This window comes from Motilimonas sp. 1_MG-2023 (genome assembly GCF_030547455.1).
GTDB lineage: Bacteria > Pseudomonadota > Gammaproteobacteria > Enterobacterales > CBDFNC01 > Motilimonas.
Genome location: NZ_JAUOPX010000046.1, coordinates 13,883 through 36,818 on the forward strand (window position 1 = coordinate 13,883; position 22,936 = coordinate 36,818).

General features: G+C 42.3%; 19 protein-coding genes and 1 pseudogene. 14 read left to right on the forward strand and 6 right to left on the reverse strand.

Annotated elements, in window-relative coordinates; genetic code table 11:
• Positions 1-136: 136 nt before the first annotated feature.
• Positions 137-3,460 carry an ATP-binding protein gene (locus tag Q4519_RS18295; RefSeq protein ID WP_303514776.1) on the reverse strand — a complete coding sequence of 1,108 codons (3,324 nt, stop codon included), beginning with the start codon at positions 3,458-3,460 and terminating at the stop codon, positions 137-139.
• Between the two features lie 751 nt (positions 3,461-4,211).
• Here Q4519_RS18295 and Q4519_RS18300 point away from each other — a divergent pair.
• From Q4519_RS18300 to Q4519_RS18320, 5 genes are all read left to right on the forward strand, one after another.
• Positions 4,212-5,885 carry an ABC transporter substrate-binding protein gene (locus Q4519_RS18300; RefSeq protein ID WP_232799568.1) on the forward strand — a complete coding sequence of 558 codons (1,674 nt, stop codon included), beginning with the start codon at positions 4,212-4,214 and terminating at the stop codon, positions 5,883-5,885.
• A gap of 113 nt (positions 5,886-5,998) precedes the next feature.
• Positions 5,999-6,976 carry an ABC transporter permease gene (locus Q4519_RS18305; protein ID WP_232799569.1) on the forward strand — a complete coding sequence of 326 codons (978 nt, stop codon included), beginning with the start codon at positions 5,999-6,001 and terminating at the stop codon, positions 6,974-6,976.
• Between the two features lie 32 nt (positions 6,977-7,008).
• Positions 7,009-7,953, forward strand: coding sequence for an ABC transporter permease (locus Q4519_RS18310; protein ID WP_232799570.1), 945 nt, complete (start codon positions 7,009-7,011; stop codon positions 7,951-7,953).
• Positions 7,943-8,809: an ABC transporter ATP-binding protein gene (locus Q4519_RS18315; RefSeq protein WP_232799571.1), complete on the forward strand. Its 867-nt coding sequence runs from the start codon at positions 7,943-7,945 to the stop codon at positions 8,807-8,809. The genes Q4519_RS18310 and Q4519_RS18315 overlap by 11 nt, the downstream gene beginning before the upstream one ends.
• Complete coding sequence (locus Q4519_RS18320) at positions 8,806-9,750, forward strand: ABC transporter ATP-binding protein (protein ID WP_232799572.1); 945 nt, start codon at positions 8,806-8,808, stop codon at positions 9,748-9,750. The genes Q4519_RS18315 and Q4519_RS18320 overlap by 4 nt, the downstream gene beginning before the upstream one ends.
• Before the next feature lie 102 nt (positions 9,751-9,852).
• Here Q4519_RS18320 and Q4519_RS18325 read toward each other — a convergent pair whose 3' ends face one another.
• Positions 9,853-11,538, reverse strand: a complete 1,686-nt coding sequence (locus tag Q4519_RS18325) for an ABC transporter substrate-binding protein (RefSeq protein ID WP_303514782.1) — start codon at positions 11,536-11,538, stop codon at positions 9,853-9,855.
• Between the two features lie 560 nt (positions 11,539-12,098).
• On the opposite strand from Q4519_RS18325, the gene Q4519_RS18330 reads away from it, so the two are divergent.
• The 5 genes from Q4519_RS18330 to Q4519_RS18350 all read left to right on the forward strand — a co-directional run bounded on the left by Q4519_RS18330 (position 12,099) and on the right by Q4519_RS18350 (position 16,877).
• Complete coding sequence (locus Q4519_RS18330; RefSeq protein WP_232799574.1) at positions 12,099-13,115, forward strand: amino acid ABC transporter substrate-binding protein; 1,017 nt, start codon at positions 12,099-12,101, stop codon at positions 13,113-13,115.
• 54 nt (positions 13,116-13,169) lie between these two features.
• A complete protein-coding gene (locus tag Q4519_RS18335) occupies positions 13,170-14,357 on the forward strand; it encodes an amino acid ABC transporter permease (protein ID WP_232799575.1) in 1,188 nt (395 codons plus the stop codon).
• A gap of 1 nt (position 14,358) precedes the next feature.
• Positions 14,359-15,441, forward strand: a complete 1,083-nt coding sequence (locus tag Q4519_RS18340) for an amino acid ABC transporter permease (protein WP_232799576.1) — start codon at positions 14,359-14,361, stop codon at positions 15,439-15,441.
• Between the two features lie 8 nt (positions 15,442-15,449).
• Positions 15,450-16,196, forward strand: coding sequence for an amino acid ABC transporter ATP-binding protein (locus tag Q4519_RS18345; RefSeq protein WP_345790246.1), 747 nt, complete (start codon positions 15,450-15,452; stop codon positions 16,194-16,196).
• A 114-nt stretch (positions 16,197-16,310) separates the two neighbouring features.
• A complete protein-coding gene (locus Q4519_RS18350; RefSeq protein ID WP_303514787.1) occupies positions 16,311-16,877 on the forward strand; it encodes a glutathione S-transferase family protein in 567 nt (188 codons plus the stop codon).
• Positions 16,878-16,971: 94 nt separating this feature from the next.
• Here the strand turns inward: Q4519_RS18350 and Q4519_RS18355 are convergent, their stop codons facing one another.
• The gene (locus tag Q4519_RS18355; RefSeq protein ID WP_303514790.1) at positions 16,972-17,868 is read right to left on the reverse strand and encodes a DUF808 domain-containing protein; all 897 of its coding nucleotides are present in this window, start codon (positions 17,866-17,868) and stop codon (positions 16,972-16,974) included.
• A gap of 95 nt (positions 17,869-17,963) precedes the next feature.
• Here Q4519_RS18355 and Q4519_RS18360 point away from each other — a divergent pair, with 95 nt between their 5' ends.
• Entirely contained in the window at positions 17,964-18,434 is a 471-nt protein-coding gene (locus Q4519_RS18360) for a YcxB family protein (protein WP_232799579.1), read from the forward strand.
• A gap of 18 nt (positions 18,435-18,452) precedes the next feature.
• On the opposite strand, the gene Q4519_RS18365 is transcribed toward Q4519_RS18360, so the two are convergent.
• Entirely contained in the window at positions 18,453-18,983 is a 531-nt protein-coding gene (locus Q4519_RS18365; RefSeq protein WP_232799580.1) for a M48 family metallopeptidase, read from the reverse strand.
• A gap of 69 nt (positions 18,984-19,052) precedes the next feature.
• Positions 19,053-21,149, reverse strand: a complete 2,097-nt coding sequence (gene fusA, locus Q4519_RS18370) for an elongation factor G (RefSeq protein WP_303514793.1) — start codon at positions 21,147-21,149, stop codon at positions 19,053-19,055.
• 287 nt (positions 21,150-21,436) lie between these two features.
• Between fusA and Q4519_RS18375 the strand changes: the two genes are divergently transcribed.
• The gene (locus Q4519_RS18375) at positions 21,437-21,691 is read left to right on the forward strand and encodes a TIGR03643 family protein (protein ID WP_303514795.1); all 255 of its coding nucleotides are present in this window, start codon (positions 21,437-21,439) and stop codon (positions 21,689-21,691) included.
• 65 nt (positions 21,692-21,756) lie between these two features.
• Here the strand turns inward: Q4519_RS18375 and Q4519_RS18380 are convergent, their stop codons facing one another.
• Positions 21,757-22,152 carry a cytochrome b562 gene (locus Q4519_RS18380; RefSeq protein WP_303514797.1) on the reverse strand — a complete coding sequence of 132 codons (396 nt, stop codon included), beginning with the start codon at positions 22,150-22,152 and terminating at the stop codon, positions 21,757-21,759.
• Positions 22,153-22,417: 265 nt separating this feature from the next.
• Between Q4519_RS18380 and Q4519_RS18390 the strand changes: the two are divergent.
• Both Q4519_RS18390 and Q4519_RS18395 read left to right on the forward strand, forming a co-directional pair.
• Positions 22,418-22,657 (forward strand): annotated as a pseudogene (locus tag Q4519_RS18390) (transposase); the annotation flags it as partial.
• The gene (locus Q4519_RS18395) at positions 22,639-22,794 is read left to right on the forward strand and encodes a transposase domain-containing protein (protein ID WP_303514799.1); all 156 of its coding nucleotides are present in this window, start codon (positions 22,639-22,641) and stop codon (positions 22,792-22,794) included. The pseudogene Q4519_RS18390 and the gene Q4519_RS18395, both read left to right, overlap by 19 nt.
• Positions 22,795-22,936 lie beyond the last annotated feature (142 nt).

The window sequence follows — 22,936 nt, forward strand, 5'->3', positions numbered from 1 at the left end:
CAGTTATACCCAAGTTAGCCAAGATGCATGTTCAGCGAGAACCTTGTATCCACTCGTATTAGCCTTAAGCAACACTCTGGTTAGTAATTTAACACCGACTCGGCAACATCTAGAGTGTGAAGCCAACGTTCAGTAATCATTTGTCAGCGAGATATTGCTTAACTTTTTGACAAAGTAACGAAATTTCAGCGACCTCTGGACCATTAGTTTTATTCTCGCAATGGTGTATAACAAATGTTGCGGTGCGTAATACATCACGCCAACGTGGCTGTTTCGGCAAAGTTTGTAACAATAAATATTTGTCTAAGGTGCGCGTTTGCGCTGACGACCGATCAAGATAAACACTCCAGATACGACTTTCCTCGGCTAAATTCACTTTACTTTTAGCAGTGCAATCTTGCCATAATGCCAAAGAATGATTCATTATTTGCACTAAGGTGGAACGGTATTCTAATTCCGCAAGTTGTTCATCACCTTGTTGAATAGTCGGCTGTAATTGAGCATTTTGTGTTTGATGTAAAACAATACTGATATCACCAAGATCAGCTTCTTTATTACTCATTACTCTAGATATAAAAGCCTGCGAGCGAATTTTTTTATTGTTGGCACTTGCTATATCAAGCTGCACTTCAAAACGCATGTGCTTTTTTAGCCCCTTCGCAATGGCTTCAAGATCAGTTTGACTGATTAACGCCCTAACATCGCTACCTATCATTTGATTAGCAGAATAGCCCAGTAACCGCTGTGCAGCCTGATTAAAAAAGACAATCTGGTTGAATGGATTAACACTTAAGATTGCGTCTTCAACGGTTTCCAGCATTTGGGTCATCCGCGCTTGGCTGGTTTGCAGTGCTTGTTCAGTTTCAATCCTTCTGGCCACTTCTCGTTTGAGCATTTTGTTTTCTTGCGAAAATTGGCTTGCCTGCTTAACCTCTAATAAATTATGAACACGGGCCAATAGTTCGTCTTGCATAAACGGCTTCATCAGATAATCATTCGCGCCAGAATGGAAACCCGTCATAATATCTTTTACCCGTGTTTTAGCGGTTAGCATTAAAATGGGTAAGCTGGCCATATCTCTACTTTTACGTATTTCACTGGCCACAGTAAAACCGCTAATATGCGGAAGCATCACATCCAGAATAACTAAGTCCACTTCTTGCTGCTGAATAAAATCAATAGCTTGTTGACCGTCACTTAACAATTTACATTCATAGCCAGCAAAACTGAGGTGATTCTTTAATACCTGCAAGTTCATCCATTCGTCGTCAACCACTAAAATACGCTTACCGGGTTGGGTAAATTCATCATCTTGCTCTAAGGTCGTTTGCTCGCTGTTGACCATTAAGTTGGCGTTATAAACAACGCTTGTTGCTGCCATCGGCATCACAGGATCACAATAGCTAAGACTGAAACTGAAACAGCTCCCTTTATCTATCTCGCTGTTGAGCCAAAGCTTACCTTGCATCAACTCAATCAGCTGTTTCGAAATCGCCAACCCTAAACCACTGCCGCCTTGGGTACGGGTGAGGCTGCCATCAACTTGTTTAAAAGGCTCAAATATTTGACTTTGATCTTGCTTGGCAATTCCCATCCCAGTATCTTCAACGGATATGATCACCTGCTGCTGTTGTCGCCTAACGCTAACGGTAATAGCGCCTTCATCAGTATATTTGATTGCGTTAGTCACTAGGTTAAATAAAACTTGCTCAAGGCGAATAGGATCCGCTTCAACAAATAATATATCCTCAGGTAAACGCCCCAATAGTTTTAACGGCTTACCTGAAACCAAATGTTGCGACAACGCAAGAACACCATTTACGGTTGCGTTTACTTGCACTGCTGTCATGTTTACCCGTAAGCGGTTGTTCTTTACTTTATGAAAATCAAGTAAGTCGTCAACTAGATGTGCAAGCCGTCTAGCGCCATTTAAAGCCAAGGTAAGTTGCTGATGTTGCTGCTCGGAACAAGGCCCAGCAACCCCATTGAGCACCGATTCCGTGATCCCAATCACCCCCGTCAAAGGAGTTCGTAGTTCGTGAGAGGTATTAGTTAGGAATTCATCTTTAATTTTATCGGCTTGAATCAACGCAATATTTTGCTCATTGATTACCGCTACCTTTTCTTCTAACTGTAAATTGGTGTCATTAATAACATTAATCTGATTAGCAATAGCTTGCTGCATCTCGTCAAATCGACTAGCTAAACGGCCTATTTCATCGGTACGACCGCGACCAAGAATATGCCGGTCCCACTCCCCTTGCGTTACCGCTTCAGTCGCTCGCATCAATGAGTTCAAAGGTCGCGTCAATGAACGGGATAAGACATAAACAATTGCGATAATAATGGCAATTGATATACAGCCAATAAATACAATCAAATTACGAAAGCGGACACTGGTTGCTTGGATCTCACTATTGGCTTGTTCAGCAATGATCACCCAGTCATAGCCCATTAAATTCAAATTTGTAAAAGCAGCTAAAGTCGGCTTTCCTTCATAGTTATGAGTGGCTAAAGTACCTGTTGCTGAGCGTTTAGCTTGGTGTAACACTTCCAACCACATGGGTGTTTCACTCTGGTAAATAGCCATTAAATTTAATGCTGGGTCTTGCGATAATAAATCCGAAATGGGGTAACCCGCTTCATTAACCGTATAAGTTTCACCGGTTTCCCCTAGTCCTTGCCGACTCGCCATTATTTTATTCAAAGGCGAAGTGGGTAATACATATGCGATATAACCGGTAATACGTCCGTGATTATTTATAGGAATCAGTAAATAACTCACAATTTCTTGGTTGACTGGATCAAGAGAATAATCCTGAAACACCACTGGCTTAGTGGTTGTCACATCCGACTCTTTAGCCAGCCTTTCATCTAGCTTGCTAAAGGCCTTACCTAGAGGCGAATTACGGTGTCCTTGATCCCCTAGATTAGCGGTAAAATAGCCTGCTTTACGGGTGCTGTATACCACTTGCCCTTTTAGGTCGATGAGGATGATGTCAATAAAATCCGATACCGCTAAATATTCTTCAAAGCCTTCATGGAAACGATCATGAACATGCGCATAGCTGCCTACAGTCATGCCTAATTTAGAGGGAAGATCTTTAAAATCACCTTGCTTATTAAAAGTATCTTTCAGTAAGACAGCAGAGCGTTGTGCATCATCTGAAATAAGGTTAAAAGCATAAGAAAAACCATAAAACCGACTCATGGCATAACGCACAAAATCGGTATTACTGTAATGTAAAGCTTGCTGACGTAATCCCAACATATGCTGGTTTAAGGTGTTCTCCTTATTGAGGGCAATGGAATATAAAGTATCAGCTACTTGCTTTTCGTTGTTGTTCACAAATGAAACATGGAATATCACCGCGATCAGAGCCATTGGCGTGATTGAAAGCAGTAGAAATGCCATTCCTAATTTTGCCCGAAAGCTCATGTTTTTTATTTGTTTTAACAACGCCAGTGCTCTCCTGTGATTAGATGCTTAATCATTTCATTGATAGTGTCATTAGTTAAAGGGGGCGATAAAGCAATAATGTATTTGTCACTAGCGAAGCATGATCCAGATCTCAGCTCATCAGTTTTTGAGCCATCATCTAAGCGACTGTATTAAATTGATATTCACTTATTATTTAGAATTTCTTGCGTAATTTACCCTTTTTTAGGATTCAAGGTCATTCATTGTGTGATCTTGTTCGTGCTTTTATCACCCTAGCAATATGAATTAAAAACCTTTTTAAACAATAGGTTAATATCCGTATTTTACGTTATTGATGCTGTGTTGACGACTTTTCACATTGTTGTAACAAAATGTGAATGCTTGAATAGCGCTATCCAAATGCAACTGAGTCTATACCCAATCAACCTGGAGAGGCTCGATTTCAGCAAGATTTAACACGCATTTAGGCAAGGCATTGATTGCAGGTAATGGCTTTCCCATTATCAAAATCAATCACACAGCATAAGCGCCTGTAAAACTTGCCCTTTGGGAGCGCCACCTCGTTTCCACTACGTTGTTACGCTAATTTAAAAGGTGCCTACATTCCTGCATTAGCGTGCCTAGTATTGAAAACACGGTGGCGCTCTGAAACATGCATCTTCAAGTTGATTGGGTATAAGTGGTATCAGGGTGTATTGGTCAAGAAGATAAAGTGAAACTTACATCTTCAACCAGTAATTAATGAGACTATTTCAAGGAAGCTTACAAAATGAATAAATTGATGTTAAGTGCAACCATCAGTGCAATTTTAGCTGGCTCTCTCAGTATTTCTGCTACAGCTGCCGAACAAGACGATAAGGCGGTGCTCAATATCGCCCCCGTTCAAGTTACCTCTTGGGTACGAAACTTTAACCCTTACAATCAAACCACTATCTTACCCACCACTAACGAATATATTTATGAGCCTTTGGCTATTTATAATCCCATGCAAGGTGGAAAAATTCATTACCGGTTAGCCGAGAAGATTGAATTTGCCGATGATGCAAAATCGGTAGTGTTTACCTTACGTAAAGGCGTTAAATGGTCAGACGGGCAAGACTTTGATGCTAATGATGTCAAATTCAGCTTTGACATGGTTAAAGCAAATCCTGCGCTTGATACTCGAGCCATTTGGCAACGCATTAGCGCCGTTGAAGTGATTGATGAGCAACATGTCAAGTTCAGTTTCCCTGAGCCGGACAGTGGTGCGGCAATTGAAATCGTTCGTGTACCTGTGGTGGCTGAACATATTTGGCGTGAAGTTAAAGATCCAATTACTTTCACCAATGAAAACCCCGTTGGCACGGGGCCATTAACCGAAATTGAACGTTTCACTACTCGAGTTTATGTTCAATGCCGTAATCCGCACTATTGGGACAATTCAACCCTGCAAGTTGACTGCGTGCGATTGCCACAACTAGCGAATAATGATCAAGTACTAGCTGCTGCGCAAAAGGGTGAGTTAGACTGGTTTGGCTCATTTTTACCTGATATAGACAAAACCTATGTTTCTAAAGATGCTAGTAACCATAAATATTGGTTCCCAGCTGATTCGATGGTTGCCTTTAACTTAAACTTAGAAAGTAAAAACCCAGGTAACAAAAAAGCATTTAATGATGTCAACTTCCGCCGTGCGGTATCCATGTCGATGGATCGAAACAGCATGGTGAATATCGCTGGTTACGGATACCCAACCCTTAATGAATACCCATCTGGCCTTGGCGCTGGCTATCACTCTTGGAATAATGATGAAGTTGATAAGAAGTTTGGCCAGTATTCTCGCTATGATATGAAAGCCGCTAAGAAACTGTTAAAACAAGCAGGATACGAAGATAAAGACGGCGACGGCTATGTTGATAACCCAGATGGCTCTGCCATTGCCTTCTCTATCATAGTGCCTAATGGCTGGACAGATTGGGTTAATACCGTGCAGATTGCCGTTGACGGACTGCAAGAAATGGGCATTAATGCCAAAGTCGCAACGCCAGAGGCAGCGTCTTGGACTTCTGCGCTAATTGATGGCTCATATGACGCAGCCATTAACGCCTATTTTTCTGGTGTTACGCCCCACTTAATGTATAACACCGCTTTCCATAGCTCTCAGTTAGATAAAACCCGAATGAGCTCTACACGGTTTACCAACCCTGAGTTAGATGTCTTACTGGATAAATTCTACACCACGACAGACAAAGCCGCACAACAGCAGACAATGGACCAAATACAGATGATAGTGGCAGAAAATATGCCATTCATCCCTGTATTTAACAACCCAAGCTGGTACCAATATAACACCGAGCGCTTTGAGGGGTTCTTTAACGCTGATAACCCAGTGGCAAAACCTCAGCCACATCCTGGCACTCCTGAGCGTCTGTTGCACTTGTTGAGCCTTAAACCTAAATCTTAAGCTCGGTGATATCTAATCACTTTAAAAGCCTTTAGCAAGCCGTTGTCAAATTAAGTAGTATTGGCAACGCCCCCCTTGCGCCAACTTCGTTAGACCATATTAAGGAGTCTGATATGGACTTTGTATTACGTCGTCTGGGGTTTTACCTCATTGCATTTTTCTTTGCGGCGACTTTTAACTTCTTTTTGCCTCGGCTAATGCCAGGTGATCCCATAACAGTGATGTTTTCATCACAAGGAAATCCACTCCCCGTAGAAAGCATTGCGGCACTAAAAGAAACCTTCGGTTTTGTCGATGGTCCCCTTTATGAGCAATATTTTATTTACTTAAAAAGTGTCGTGACATGGGACTTGGGTAGTTCAGTTAAATACTTTCCACAAACCGTTAATGAAGTGCTAGGACGCTCCATGGTGTGGACCCTATTTTTAGTTGGCACATCTACCCTGATTAGTTTTTTCATCGGATCCATATCAGGCATCATTGCAGCATGGAATCGAGGCGGTTGGCTCGACAGTATCCTTTCACCACTGTCCTTAGTGCTACAGTCTATTCCAGCAGTGGTCTTAGCGTTACTGTTCATGTTTGTGTTTGGTGTCGCCCTCAACTGGCTACCCTATTCCTATGCCTATGATATTGAGCTCGACCCCGCTTTTAGTTGGGAATACATTTCCAGTGTTATTAGCCATGCAACCATGCCGATCATTTCATTGGTTATTGTGCAAATCGGTGGCTACTTACTCACTATTCGCAATAACTTAATTAACTTATTGGGTGAAGATTACATCGTAATGGGCAGAGCCAAAGGTTTGAGCGAAACCCGCGTGATGTTTAACTACGGCGCTCGTAATGCACTTTTACCTTCCATTACCGCCTTTGCGATGACAGTGGGCGTCGTACTGGGGGGCTCACTCATTACTGAAGTGGTGTTTAACTATCCTGGCTTAGGCAATACCTTGTTTGAAGCTATCGTCTCCCGTGATTATCCCGTGATCCAAGGCCAGTTATTAATCATGACACTGGCGATGCTATCAGCGAATTTTGTCGCCGACATGGCTTATGTTTATCTTGACCCAAGATTGCGCCGTGATTAATCAGCGAAACGTCTAAATAGAAAGGAACGATTATGTCTGGATTTTTAAAGATGCTTGGACGCAATAAAAAAGTCAGCTTCGGCTTATTCATTGTGATCACATATTTGCTGATTGCTTTATCAGCCCCTTTACTCACTTCCCATGAACCCAACAAGCGCGTCGCTCGACCGCATCAAGCGCCTAATGCTGAGAATGTCATGGGCACGACTCGAATGGGTCGTGATGTCTACCATTTATTCATTCATGGAACTGCAACATCCCTCGCCGTTGGTTTTGGTGCCGGCTTGATTATTGTGATTATTGGTACTGCTCTAGGCGTCTCTGCCGGCTACTTTGGCGGCAAGTATGATGAAGTAGTGAGTTTATTGACCAATGTCGCCTTAGTGGTGCCGCAGCTGCCCCTGTTACTGGTGTTGGCAGCCTTTATTGGCGAAGCCAGTCCCATGACCATCGCGATTATTATTGGTTTTACCAGTTGGGCCTGGGGAGCAAGGGTCACCCGTTCGCAAACCTTAACCTTGCGCAATAAAGAGTTTATTCAAGCCAGTGAGTTAGCTTGTGAACCTTCATGGCGTATTATTTTTGTCGAGATTTTACCAAATTTAAGCTCAATCATTGGCTTAAATTTCTTAGGTTCAATTATTTACACCATCATCACAGAAGCCACTTTAGAGTTCTTAGGCTTAGGCGATCCCCTCGCGGTAAGTTGGGGCACCATGTTGTTTAATGCGCAAAACGCGTCAGCGATGACTGTCGGTGCGTGGTGGGAAGTATTAGTACCATGTGTCGCAATTGCCATACTTGGTATGGGCTTAGCGCTACTCAACTTTGGTATAGATGAAATTGCTAACCCAAGGTTACGAACCTTTAGTGGCATAAAGCGTTTTAATAAACGCGTCAAGCAACTAAAAGCAGCCAGCTTAAATACACCTAACAATGCTAAGCAATCTACTAATGGGGTGATTTATGACAACTAGTCAAAGCCTATCTCAAGCAACTGAACAGCCGACACTAGTAATTAAAAACTTATGTGTTGACTACTTATTGGATGAGAGTGAATTCCGGGCAGTGGACAATGTTAGCTTTAACATTAATAAGGGTGAAATCTTTGGTTTAGCCGGTGAAAGTGGTTGTGGCAAAAGTACCATCGCCTTCGCCATTAGTCAGTTACTGCGCCCACCCGCATATATCTCAGGTGGAGAGATATTACTCAATGGCGATAACACCTTAACCATGGATAAAAAAACCATTGCCAAAACACGCTGGTCAAAAGTCAGCATGGTATTTCAAAGTGCCATGAACAGCTTGAATCCAGTATTAACCATCGAAGAACAATTTCGTGACATGTTCTATCGCCATAAAGGCTATGACGAGACTGAGTCGGCAAAGCGGGCGGGACAATTGTTGGAGCTGGTTGGGATAAACCCGAACCGTTTGAAGGACTATCCCCATCAATTTTCTGGCGGCATGCGACAGCGAATAGTGATCGCAATTGGGCTCGCCCTTAATCCTGATTTATTGATCATGGATGAGCCCACCACTGCCCTTGATGTTGTTGTCCAACGCGAGATCCTGTTACAAATTCATGCGTTGAGAAAAGAGTTTGGCTTTTCAGTATTGTTTATTACTCACGATCTTAGCTTAATGACGCAACTGTGCGATCGCATCGGCGTCATGTTAAAGGGAGAACTGGTTGAAGTTGGCAAGGCCAAGGATATTTTGCACCGACCACAGCATCCTTACACACAAAAACTTTGGCAATCTATTCCTGCCGCTTTTGAGCAAAACATCGCCGAGCAACGCGCAACAAACACTAGGGAGGTATTCGCATGACCTTATTAAACCCACCATCAAGTGATATTTTAGTCACAGTTAAGAACATGACTAAAACCTTTAACACGGGAAAAGGCTTGCATAAAAGGCAGGTTCACGCGCTACGTAATGTTAGCTTTGAACTGAAAAAAGGCCGAGCACTAGCATTGGTAGGTGAAAGTGGATCTGGTAAAAGTACTGTGGCACGTCTACTGACTCGCATGCACCTTCATAACAGCGGCGAGGTGTTGTACCGAGGCCAAGATATTAATGAATTTAATACTCATCGAGAGCTAGCCCAGTACCGAAAGAACATCCAAATGATCTTTCAAGACCCTTATGGCTCACTTAACCCTGCCCATACTATTTATCACCACCTAGCGCGCCCTTTATTTACCCATGGCCACGTGAAGACTAAAATTCAAGCAATTGAAAAAGTTAATGATTTACTGCGTTTGGTTGAACTAGATCCCGAAGCCACCGCCAGTAAATATCCTCATCAACTATCAGGCGGGCAACGCCAGCGTGTTTCTATTGCCCGTACCGTTGCAATTGGCGCTGAAATTATTTTAGCCGATGAACCAACCAGTATGCTCGATGTGTCCATTCGTTTGGATATCTTAAAGCTCTTGAATAAGATGAAAAATGAGCAAGACATGACGTTTCTATACATCACGCACGACATAGCAACAGCAAGGTACTTTGCCGAAGACATCGCAATTATGTATCAAGGACAGATTGTCGAATGGGGCAATACGAGCAGTGTTATTGACAATCCACAACACCCCTACACACAGTTGTTGCTTTCTGCGGTGCCCAACCCACACATTAGTTTTACTGAAGCGGCTATCGAAGGCAGTGAATTACTTGAACAAGCCAATACTATTAGGGAAAAGAGTATGGCGCCAATTGTAGAGACAGTTGAATACAACAGTCAGCATTTTTACGCGCAACACGATTAACTAATTAACCCGAGTTTTGGATAAGCGAAACTGAGGTTAATTAAACTCAAAAAAAAACCGATACAGCCAAGCTGTATCGGTTTTTTTGTCAGTCTTGAACTGTTAATTCATCACAGTATCGCTAATCACAGGCTCAAGTGATAAGACATGTAATAAACGCTCAGGTATATCAGGGTGGATAACCGGAATACCACCTGGGTTCTCTTCGTTAAACCAGCCTTTGAAATTCACATCGTCATATTGATAGTTAAAATTTGAACTAATCACTGGGACAGTAATTTGCTGTGAGCCAATACGCTCTTCAATTCGATGCATAATGTTTAAGCGAACTTCTTCATCATTGGTACGGTTAAAACCATCAATCAGTTTATCTAGCATTGCGTCGGCATAGTGGTGACCAGCAAATCGGTTTTTATCAAATTGTGAAGAATGGAAGCCTGAATGATAATACAAATGAGGTGTCGCACCGGCAAAATAGTTAGTAAATTGCGCGTCATAATTACCTGATTTGACTTGGTCAACTAACTGACCAAACTCTGGTGTGGCGATCATGGCGTTAATACCTAACGCCTTTAAACCTTCTATGGCAATTTCAACGGTTTTAATATGATCTGACCAGCCATTAGGTACCAAAATCTCAAAACTAAATTGGCTACCATCTGGGTTATCTAACCAACCATCGTTATCAATATCTTTAAAGCCGACATCCCGTAATAATTTAGCGGCATAAGCTTTGTTGTAGGTATTGAACTTGCCATACTTCTGCCTGACTAAGGGATCTGACCAGCTTTTAAATTGATCGCCAAGACCACTTGGATAATTATTCTCAACCCAATAACCCGAGCCAGCTTCTTCCACCATACGTTTTCTATCCATCGCCATTGAAAACGCACGGCGGAAGCTCAAATTATTGAACGCTTTTCGGTTATTCTCATTAGGTGATTTGAAATTCATCACAAATGATGCAGAGCCAGCCGCGGGGAACCAATAACGAGTACTTGAATTCTTACTAAGTAATACTTCTTCAATATTAGGGATAAAGGAAGATGTCCAGTCTAAGCGCCCTTTAATAGCTGCGGCTAACAGTTCTTCGTTGCTAGTGATGATTGGACTTTGTAAGCAATCAATTTTCAACTTTTCATTCTGATAGTAATGTGGGTTACGGCATTGAATATAAACTTGCCATGAAAACATCGGTACCTGAGTAAATGGACCTGTGCCTACGGGATTAGGGTTAGTGAAGTTAGGAATATCCTTAACCATAGAAAAAATGTGCTTAGGTACGATTGGCGCCCTTACAATACGTGTTGCGATCCCCGTATCGACTTTATTGAGCTGAATACTCACAGTGTAAGCGTTTTCTTTAACTATGTTATCGATATCATCGGCCAAGCCTCTTACGTCAAGAGCCCCTCCTCTAGCGGCTAAGCGCAAAGAATAGACAACATCGTCCGCAGTAAAGGCAGTGCCATCCGACCATTTCACGTCTTTTCTTAAGTCAAATGTCAGGGTTTTCAGATCGCTAGAAAAACGATGGTCGATGGCAAGGCGATAAACAGGTTTCCCACCTTGAAGTTCATTAAAAACAATCAAAGGTTCGTAAATAAACTGCATCGTCGTGGGCAAGCGATGAGCTGAGTTGAAGGGGTTAAAATTACGCTCCCAGCTTTGTCTAAATTCAGAAACGATAGTCAGAGAAACATTTTTAGCGGCTGCAATGGTTGGGGTCATTGCCATCGCAAGCCCAAACCCTAGCGCACACCCTATACGAGATGCAATTTTAAGCATTAATTGTCCTTGTAAACACGAGTAATAAACTAATCAGCCATCTTAAGTTAGTGACAGCAATCACATTTGCTGTTTAAATGACATTTTTATCTTATTCATTTTATCTACAGAAAAGTAAATGTAAATCAATAACTTTCAGGTAGAGCTCACAAAAAAGCGTTCTGCCGATGCTCGGCAACATTTGTTAACAAAGTGTTATCAGTAAAAAAACCTAATTCCCCAACATTAGCCATTGATTTATTGAACGTTTCTATCTATTCATTTCACCTATCAGCAATAACTGCCACCGTCCCTCGATGCTACTTTTACCTTCTTAGTAGTATAAAACACACAGTTTTTTAGCCGCTTAAATTGGCCTATTTCTTATACAAGAACTAAGCTAAACACTGAAATAACAGTCAAAAGTCGTTCATTTATCACACAATAATGGATTTCTACGACTAATGTTCATGTTTTAAAATTGTTGCCAATTTGTTAAATATAATAATGTGCGTAACAGCCTGTATTTTAAGTTCCATGGCGTTATTGATAACAATACCCCGACTTGAAAGGAATAGATAATGAATAGAACCAAAATTGCCCTATCACTCACTGCCGCATTGGCATTTATCCCAATGGTTTCGTCTGCTGGCACGTTAGAGAACGTGATCAAGAAAGGCGAGCTAAACTGCGGCGTGTCTACTGGTATCCCCGGTTTCTCTGCCACCAACTCTAAAGGGGTGTGGGAAGGCATTGACGTTGATTTTTGTAAAGCCATTGCAAGTGCAGTGTTAGGCAATGCGGATAAAGTTAAATACATTCCCCTTACTGCCAAAGAACGATTTACTGCATTACAAAGCGGTGAAATTGATGTGTTAGTCCGCTCATCAACTTGGACATCAAGTCGTGATACCTCCCTTGGCCTTAATTTCGCTGGGGTCAACTACTATGACGGCCAAGGCTTTTTGATCAACAAAAAACTGGGTATTTCGTCAGCCAAAGAGCTTGATGGCGCAACCTTCTGTATACAAGCGGGCACGACCACTGAATTGAACTTAACGGATTATTTCAAATCTCAAAAAATGGAATACAAAGCGGTCACTTATGACACCTCAGGCCAAACCATTGACGGCTTTAAGAAAGGCCGTTGCGATGCCGTCACCTCAGACGCTTCCCAGCTTTATGGTTTAAGACTAAAAATGGACGATCCAAACTCAGTGATGGTACTGCCAGAGATTATTTCTAAAGAGCCCCTAGGGCCAGTCGTTCGTCAAGGGGATGATGATTGGTTTAATATTGTGCGTTGGACTCTATTTGCCGCGTTAGAAGCCGAAGAGCTAGGTATTACAACCGCGAATGTTGATGCACAAATGAAATCAGATAACCCAAGTGTTAAGCGTTTACTGGGTACCTCTGGTGACGCAGGAGCAAGCTTAGGCCTTGATGCTAAATGGGCTTATACCATGATTAAACAAGTGGGCAATTATGGTGAAATGTTTGATCGCAATGTCGGCAAAGACTCGCCGCTAAACATTGACCGTGGTTTAAATAAACTGTGGAATCAAGGTGGCTTAATGTACCCAATGCCAATTAGATAACCCACCGCAATAAGAAGTATCGGGGGGCTTGCCCCCCTTAGATAGGGAATGGATATGAGTAATCCCCCAAGTGCCCCCACAAACTCAGTGAGTTTTTTTAACAACCCAAAAAACCGTGCAATCATTTTCCAAGTTTTTGCGCTTGGATTAGTGGTTTTTTTAGCTTATTACTTTGCTAATAACATGTTTGCCAACATTGAAGCGCGTGGCATCGAGACCGGCTTTTCATTTTTAGACCAAGTAGCTGGCTTCGGTATTAGTCAAACCTTAGTTGAATATGATGATGGCTCATCTACCTACTCACGCGTTTTTCTCGTCGGTATATTAAATACCTTACTTGTCTCAGGCATCGCCATATTTTTTACAACCATTCTCGGTTTGCTGATCGGGATAGGCCGCTTATCAAGTAATTTTTTGATTGCTAAGTTATCGATGGTTTATGTAGAAACCTTCCGTAACATACCCATCTTATTACAAATACTATTTTGGTATAACGTTGTACTGGCGGCACTGCCAAGCCCACGACAAAGTTTATCTTACTTCGGCGAGTACTTTTTAAATAACCGCGGTTTTCTTATGCCAAAACCTATTTTGGAAGATAACAGCGGATATATATTAGCAGCCTTCATCATTGCCTGTATCGGCGTCTATTTCCTAGCAAGGTGGGCCATTAAGCGCCATGATGACACAGGTGAAGAGTTTCCTATTTTTAGCGTTGGCGGTGCAATTATTATTTTGGCTCCAGTGTTAGTGTATTTCATTGCTGGCCAGCCTATTTCAAGTGAAGTCCCCGAATTAAAAGGATTCAACTTTAAAGGTGGTTGGGTCATTATTCCTGAGTTACTGGCGCTGGCTTTTGCCTTGAGTATTTACACTGCTACCTACATTGCCGAAGCCGTTAGAGCGGGCATCGAGTCGGTTCCGAAAGGGCAAAAAGAAGCCGCCAATTCTCTTGGCTTGAAAGAACATGTCATTTTGAGAAAGGTCATTTTACCGCAAGCACTTCGGGTGATCATTCCGCCCGTAATCAACCAATATTTAAATTTGGTAAAAAACTCTTCACTTGCCACCGCCATTGGCTACCCAGAAATTGTGACCCTATTTTCAGGAACCACCTTAAACCAAGTGGGCCAAGCGATAGAGATCATCTTAATGACCATGGCGGTATATCTCCTTTTTAGCATCGTCATTTCGCTATTGCTGAACTGGGTAAATGCAAAAATGGAAATTAAGGGGCGATAACATGGCTATTTATGATATTAAAGAGGCGAAGCCCGCGCCGATTAATAACCGAGGCATTATTTTTTGGCTCAGAAAAAACTTGTTTTCTGATATTAAAAATTCATTATTATCAGTATTTTGTATTTACTTCCTCTACCTCACCGTTCCTCCGGCATTAGACTGGCTATTTTTCAGTGCGACTTGGTCTGGCAGCCAAGAAGATATAGTGAATGATGGCGCACGTTGGATTTTCATCATTGAAAAATTTGACCAATTCATTTACGGCTTTTATCCAGAAGCACTACATTGGCGACCACTATTTGTTGCTGCGCTAACAGTGGCATTTATTGCCAGTGTTAAGCTTTTGAAAAATATAAAATTAAAAATTATTATTATCTTACTCTACCCGTTTGTATCCATAGTGTTTATTCATGGCGGCTTATTTGGCCTAGAAACCGTTGAGACCAACAAATGGGGTGGCTTAATGCTAACGGTGATTGTTGCGGCAGTTGGGATAATCGCGTCATTCCCAATTGGTATTTTACTTGCCCTTGGCCGCCAATCAGATATGCCTATCGTTAAAACACTGTGTGTGGGTTTTATTGAGTTTGTCCGGGGCGTTCCACTGATCACCATATTATTTATGGCTTCTGTGGTTTTACCTTTGTTTTTTCATGACGGTATTGATTTTGACAAACTACTCAGGGCGTTGATTGGTATTACCTTATTCCAAGCAGCCTATATTGCCGAAGTGGTGCGTGGAGGCTTACAAGCTATTCCTAAGGGGCAGTATGAAGCCAGTGAGTCATTGGGTTTGAGCTACTGGCAAGGAATGATTTTAATCATTTTGCCGCAAGCATTAAAAATCTCGATCCCAAATTTAGTGGGCTCATTCATCTCTTTATTTAAAGATACGACCCTAGTGCTGATCATTGGCTTATTCGACATATTAGCCATGGTGACCCTAACCAATAGTGACTCTAATTGGCTCGGTTATGAAGTTGAAGGTTATGTCTTTGTCACCTTCATCTACTGGGTATTCTGCTTCTCAATGTCTCAATATTCTAAATCTGTCGAAAGACGCTTTAATACAGAACTTAAATAGGTAACGCCATGTCGACAAATGAATTTATGATCAGAATGGAAAATGTTAACAAGTGGTACGGTGATTTTCACGTACTCAAAGATGTTAACCTTAATGTTAAAAAAGGCGAGAAGGTCGTTATCTGTGGCCCTTCGGGATCCGGTAAATCCACCACTATTCGCTGCTTAAACCACTTAGAAAAGTTTCAACAAGGTAAAATTTTTATTGGTGAAACAGAGCTAATTGAAGATGTGAAAATTGTCCGCCATATTCGCTCAAAAGTGGGTATGGTGTTCCAACATTTCAACTTGTTCCCACATTTATCCGTACTTGAAAACCTGGTCATTGCGCCAACTTGGGTACATAAAAAGCCACGTAAGGAAGCCATAGAAACCGCGATGTATTACTTAGACCGAGTGAAAATTTCGGATCAAGCGAATAAGTACCCCAATCAGTTATCTGGTGGTCAGCAGCAGCGCGTGGCAGTGGCTCGTTGTTTATGCTTTAACCCAGAAATAATGTTGTTTGACGAGCCCACCTCAGCATTAGACCCGGAAATGGTGTCGGAAGTATTAGATGTGATGGTAGAGTTAGCCGATGAAGGGATTACGATGATTTGTGTCACCCACGAGATGGGTTTTGCTAAAAAGGTTGCTGACCGAGTCATTTTTATGGACGGTGGACAAATCATTGAAGAAAACGAACCTCATACCTTCTTTGAACAGCCCGAGTCGGATCGATTAAAGCTGTTTCTTGATCAAATTTTATCTCACTAACGCTACTTCGGCTGTGTTCAATGCACAGCCATTTCCAATCCAATAATCAAACTCTCTGGCATTTCATTGCCTGAGGCAGTAATCTAAAAATTTCCACAAATTAGGATTAAGGTTATGAAACTTTATGGCAGCTTCACCTCGCCTTATGTACGCCACTGCCGCATTGTATTAGCGCAAACAGGTCTTGAGTGTGAATTTATTGAAACCGATGCGGTGGCCAGCGCCGAGCTTTCACCTACCAAAAAAGTACCCTTTTTAATTGATGGCAATCTCACCCTAACGGACTCGGTGGTGATCTTAAAGTACCTGAGAGAAAAAGCAGGCCAAACTTTTTTTCCTGACATGATGGATTTTGAGCGCTTTGCGATGGTTAATACGGTAATGGACGCAACCGTGAATATCTTCTTTTTGGAAAAGCAGGATAATATCCAAGTTAGCGACAGTCAGTATTTACAGCGCCAACAAGGACGTGTTGAAAGTGGCTTAGCCTGCCTCAACCAAACCGTAGTAACAAACAAATTGCCCCTATCAGATGGACAGCTACGCCTAGCATGTTTCTTAGATTGGGGAGTATATCGCCAACGGATTAATTTAGCCCCATACCCGGCTCTAGCTGAATTATTAACACTAGCAAACACAGATCCCCTATTTACTGCGACAGCCCCGCCAGAAAATCCTTAATCGATACCCTATCAACTTGAAGGTGCATCTTGAGGTCAAGCATTTCTAGATTGGGTATAGTTTGGCGGCTAACGCCGCCATTTTGCCAGCGTGGTTATACTTTTCTCGGAAATACTTTTACTGCCAAAGTCACAACGGTGTAAACCATGGCACCTGCAATCACGCCAACTAAGCCATTAATTATCATAGGTAGAATAGATGGAAGAACGGGCACATTCACAATCGCGCCCAATACTGGGTCTATTAGATGATGAAACACGCTGATGCTATGTGTAACTATGCCACCACCGACTAAAAACATGGCAATGGTGCCGACAAATGCGAGCACTCTCATTAAATAGGGGGCAAACTTAACTAAAGCGGTGCCAAGCCGATTTAATAGTCGCCCTGATGGGTATTTTGCAGCCCAATAAAGGCCTAAATCATCCATTTTAACGATTGCGGCAACTAACCCGTATACACCAACAGTCATGACAAAAGCAATCAAGCTGACGACCATAGCTTGAGTCATCATGGCTTGATGCTGTACCGTGCCCAAAGCAATAACGATAATTTCGGCGGAGAGAATAAAGTCAGTGCGGATAGCGCCCTTTATCTTTTTTGCTTCAAAAGCCACGATATCTACAGCCGGTTCAACCTCTGCTTCAATTGCTGCTTTAGGCTTGGAATGAAAGACTTTCTCAAAGCCTTCAAAACACAAGAACAAGCCTCCAATTAACAGCATCGGGGTGATCAACCAAGGCGCAATCACACTAATTAAGAGCGCGGCAGGCACTAAGATCAGTTTGTTACGCAAAGAGCCTTTCGCCACCGCCCAGATCACTGGCAACTCTCTGTCGGCATTAACACCCGATACTTGTTGTGCGTTAAGGGCTAAATCATCACCTAATACGCCCGCCGTTTTCTTCGCTGCTACCTTGGTCATTAATGCAACGTCATCTAACACTGCTGCAATATCATCCAATAAGGTTAATAAACTTGCCCCTGCCACTTCGACTCCTTAATTAAACATCAAGCCAATGCAGACTTGCTTTCGGCTTTATCTGGCTATGATATACTGCATTTTCCATTATTGGGACGTATATTATGCCTTTAACAACAAGCTTTACACTTTCAAAACAGTATCTTGAAGAGTGCTTCGATGAGTCACTTCCCTTCAGCAAACATGCTAAACCTCGATACGTATTTATCGTATCGCTATTGTTAAGCGGCCTTTGCCTGCTTATTTTTACCAATCAGCATACCGTTGCAGGAAGTATCTTGCTAGGCTTAGGCGTGCTTGAAACCATTAGCTTTATTTATCGCCGCGCTTGGTGGTTAACAAGACAAATGTGGAGCCGCAGCGCCAATAGCGAAGTCACCATTGTGTTAGATGAGCAAGGGTTCTCCAGTAAAAACCCCTATACTGAGACAACATTATTGTGGCAGGACATCAAAAAACACATAGATACTGAGCGGGGAGTCATTTTAGTCGCAAATAATGGCGGCCAAAGCTACATTTCAAAATCCGTGTTAACCGATGAGATGATCGCCTTGATTAAAGAGCGCTGTTACTAACAATCACCTCAACCTCGCCTACTCAGAGTCTTTTTTAAACTGCCGGTATAGGGCACCATTAAGCTCGATCTCGGTTAAATACAAACGGGTATCGAGCTCAACTTGATGGTAATCTGGCTGCATATGCTGGCATAACTGATAAAATGCCTTGTTATGCTCTTTCTCTTTCAAATGTGCTAACTCATGCACCACTATCATTTTTAACATCGGCTCTGGCGCTTGTTTGAACAGCCCAGCAATTCGAATTTCCTGCTTAGCCTTTAATTTCCCACCCTGCACCCGCGACACGTAACTGTGTGTGCCTAACGCATGCTTTACTAAGTGCAGCTTATTGTCATAAATAATTTTACTTAGCGGCGACGACTTACGAATGTATTGATTTTTAATCTCCTGCACGTATTGGTACAGGGCTTTCTCAGACGAATATATATGTGGCGTAGGGTATTTGCTCAGTAAGTATTGGCCCAGTCGATTTTGTTCAATTAAACGCGACACGGGTTCAACGATATGAGCGGGGTAATGCTGAAGGTATTTAAGTGTTTTATTCATGGTTTTCTAGGCAAAAAATAACCCCAGTTACAAGATAACTGGGGTTAATGATTAGCTAACTAAGTAATATTACTTCTTAGCGGCAGCTGCTTTTTCTTCTTTCACTTTTGCAATAACAATTTCTGACACGCTGTTAGGACAAGGCATGTAGTGTTTGAACTCCATAGAAAAATTACCACGGCCTGAAGTCATGGTACGTAGAGAACCGATGTAACCAAACATTTCTGAAAGAGGTACATCCGCTTTAATACGCACACCAGTAGTACCTGCTTCTTGACCAGCGATCATACCGCGGCGACGGTTAAGGTCACCGATAACATCACCAACGTGCTCTTCTGGAGTAAACACGTCAACAGCCATGATGGGCTCAAGAAGTTGTGCGCCTGCTTTAGGGATAGACTGACGGAATGCGCCACGAGCGGCTAGTTCAAATGCAACAGCAGATGAATCCACGGCGTGAAAACCACCATCGTAAAGTTCGATTTCTACGTCTAGTACTGGGTAGCCAGCCAGAACGCCTGTATTCATCATACCTTCGAAGCCTTTCTCAATTGCTGGGAAGAATTCTTTTGGTACGTTACCACCTACAACTGTTGATTTGAAGACGAAACCAGAGCCTGGCTCACCTGGTTTAATGCGGTAATCAATTTTACCAAACTGACCAGAGCCACCAGATTGTTTCTTATGTGTGTAAGAATCTTCAACAGGTTTAGTAATTGTTTCACGGTAAGAAACTTCAGGTTGGCCTACTACTAAGTCAACACCGTAAGTACGCTTAAGGATATCAACTTTAATATCTAAGTGAAGCTCACCCATACCTCGTAAAATTGTTTCACCAGAATCTTGGTCTGTTTCAACAACAAATGTTGGATCTTCCGCAACCATTTTACCGATAGCAACCCCCATCTTCTCAGTAGAGCCTTTATCTTTAGGCTTAACCGAGATAGAGATTACTGGGTTAGGGAAAACCATTGCTTCTAGGATGATCGGGTTCTTCGGATCACATAAAGTGTGACCAGTTTGAACGTTAGTTTTCATACCAACGATCGCGATGATATCGCCCGCTTGAGCATAAGTTAGCTCTTTACGGTCATCGGCTTGCATTTCAACCATACGGCCAACACGCTCAGTTTTACCTGTTGCAGCGTTCATGATCGTATCACCTTTGCTCAGTGTACCAGAGTAGATACGTACGAACGTTAGGGCACCAAAACGGTCATCCATGATTTTGAATGCTAGCGCTTTGAATGTTTCTTCGGCGGATACGATTGCGTATTCACCAGTAGGCTCACCTTCTTCATCAGTCAGTGGTTGTGGATCAACCTCTGTTGGTGAAGGTAGGTAGTCAACAACTGCATCAAGAACAAGCTGCATGCCTTTGTTTTTGAAAGCAGAACCACAGTAAGTTGGGAAGAAATCCATAGTACGTGTACCTTTACGGATACAACGCTTGATGTCTTCAATAGAAGGCTCTTCACCTTCCATGTAAGCTTCCATTAGGTCGTCGTCTTGCTCAACCGCAGTTTCAACCAGCATTTCACGGTATTCTTCAACTTTATCAATCATGTCCGCAGGAACATCTTGGATTGAGTAGTTTTCTGGAAGACCCGTTTCATCCCAAACGTATGCTTGACGAGTTAATAGGTCAACAACACCTACGAAATCGTCTTCGATGCCGATTGGAAGAACCATAACTAGGGGATTAGCCGCTAGTACTGTCTCAGTTTGCTTAACAACGCGGTAAAAATCAGCACCCATGCGGTCTAATTTGTTTACGAAGATAATACGTGCAACTTCTGAGTCGTTCGCGTAGCGCCAGTTTGTTTCTGATTGTGGCTCAACACCACCAGAACCACAGAATACACCGATACCACCGTCAAGTACTTTAAGAGAACGGTAAACTTCAACGGTGAAGTCAACGTGTCCCGGAGTATCGATTACGTTAAAACGGTGATCCTTCCAGAAACAAGTTACAGCAGCAGACTGGATAGTAATGCCGCGCTCAGCTTCTTGTTCCATGAAGTCCGTAGTAGATTCGCCATCATGTACTTCACCTGTTTTGTGGATAGTACCCGTTAGCTTAAGAATACGCTCTGTAGTAGTAGTTTTACCCGCATCAACGTGCGCGAAAATACCTATGTTTCTGTATTTTGATAGATCTGCCATTTGTTCACTCTATAAATTTATATTAAATAAATGCGGCCGGAGTATAGCACGACTAAGCACAAGGAAAATACTCTTATCCAAAAAGCTTCATTTTTAATCTAAAAATTACCTCATTTCACTATGGTTTTACGCCTTTCTTTCCCTTTATCACGGCAAGTATCACTGCAAGGGGTTAATTAACAAGCAAAACATCCCCGTTAAATACCTAAATAATGAATTTTATTGATAAAAAATCCAATCCACAGGTCATAACGTAAGCACAATGAGTAATAATTTTGGTAAATAGAATGAATAACGTTGATATTTCTCGCATCATTGAAATGGCATGGGAAGACCGAACCCCGTTTGAGGCGATTCATGGCCTTTATGGTTTAACCGAGCCAGAAACAATCAAGCTTATGCGGCAACAACTAACATCGCGCAGCTTTAAAAACTGGCGCAAAAGAGTCAGCGGCCGCAAAACCAAACACCTTGCCCTGCGCAGTGGTGAAATAGATAGAGGCTACTGTCCAACGCAATATAAGCACTCTCGAGGAAAGTAATCGACTAAAATGCAAAACGCAGCTCATTGAGCTGCGTTTAAGTAAAAGCTTGGCTAGAATTAGCCTTAGCTAAAAAGGGTTTCCCAGAAGCTGGGCTTATTCTTTTTATGATATTCCTTTCTTAAGTCATCAATGTCACGTAAATGTTCTTTCAACTCAGGCAAAGGCTTATCGTCCATCTCAAGGATAATTTTTTCTACCACTGCGGTCACTTTGTTCAGCCCTTCCATTGAAACGTCCTTACGCTCAGGTGGAAAAGAGTATGCTTTAGCCTGCTGAAGCAATTGACTGAAAGAAGTAATATGAGATTTAAACTCATCTTTTGATTCTGTTTTATACGCTTGGCTAATTTCAAACTTCATTTTTTTCATCGTAGCTTCTAAATCAATACTACTGTTTGCCAACGCCAAACCTGATAATAAACAGCTAAATACCACGAGCAATTCATTAAAGCGCTTCATTTTTTTACCCTAATTTTTCTAAACGGAAATAGTGCTAACAACCTAGCGCGTCAGAGTGTAAATCATTCGCCCACTCTATTACAGATTTGATCATCATTAATGAGGGTCTGTTGATCTTTCGTGATTATTTTTACAGCGAACTGCTGGGTATTTATACAAAACAATCGTTATAGGCCGCGCTTTTGTGGTACAGATAGCTACACGAAAAGGCGATAACGTAGTAGAAATACCCAACAAACGCTGTCCTACGGATTCGGCTAAAAGCTTATCTATCGACAATAATCGCGCTGAACGCGCAATTAAACCGCTGGTCATTGGGAGAAAGAACTGGCTCTTCTCGACCAACCCTAACGGGGCTGAAGCGAGTGCTATGCTATACAGTATCGTCGAAACTGCAAAAGCCAACGGCCTTATTCTTTACGACTACATGGTCAAGTGCATGAAAGAGCTGGCGAAAGCGGAGCCAGATATCGATGCGCTCCTGCCATGGAACTTCGAACACTAACAAGTTCGCCCCGTGGGATCATGGGGCGTTTACAGCCATACCAATATATTCACGACCTACTGAGTCAGTTACCCTACGCCGAAACGGTAGAGGAAATCGAAGCGTTGCTACCTTGGAATATTCGCAAGAACAAATGATCGCCTAACAATCAAGCCTGCGGAGTCTTGAGCGCTTACTAAATATGTCCTTTCTTTGCTGTTTTGTAAGCGCATCATAAACCCCGCATTCTAATCCCCTAGCACGAAGAATAAGATCAAGTCTCCAACCATGAGGAGATTT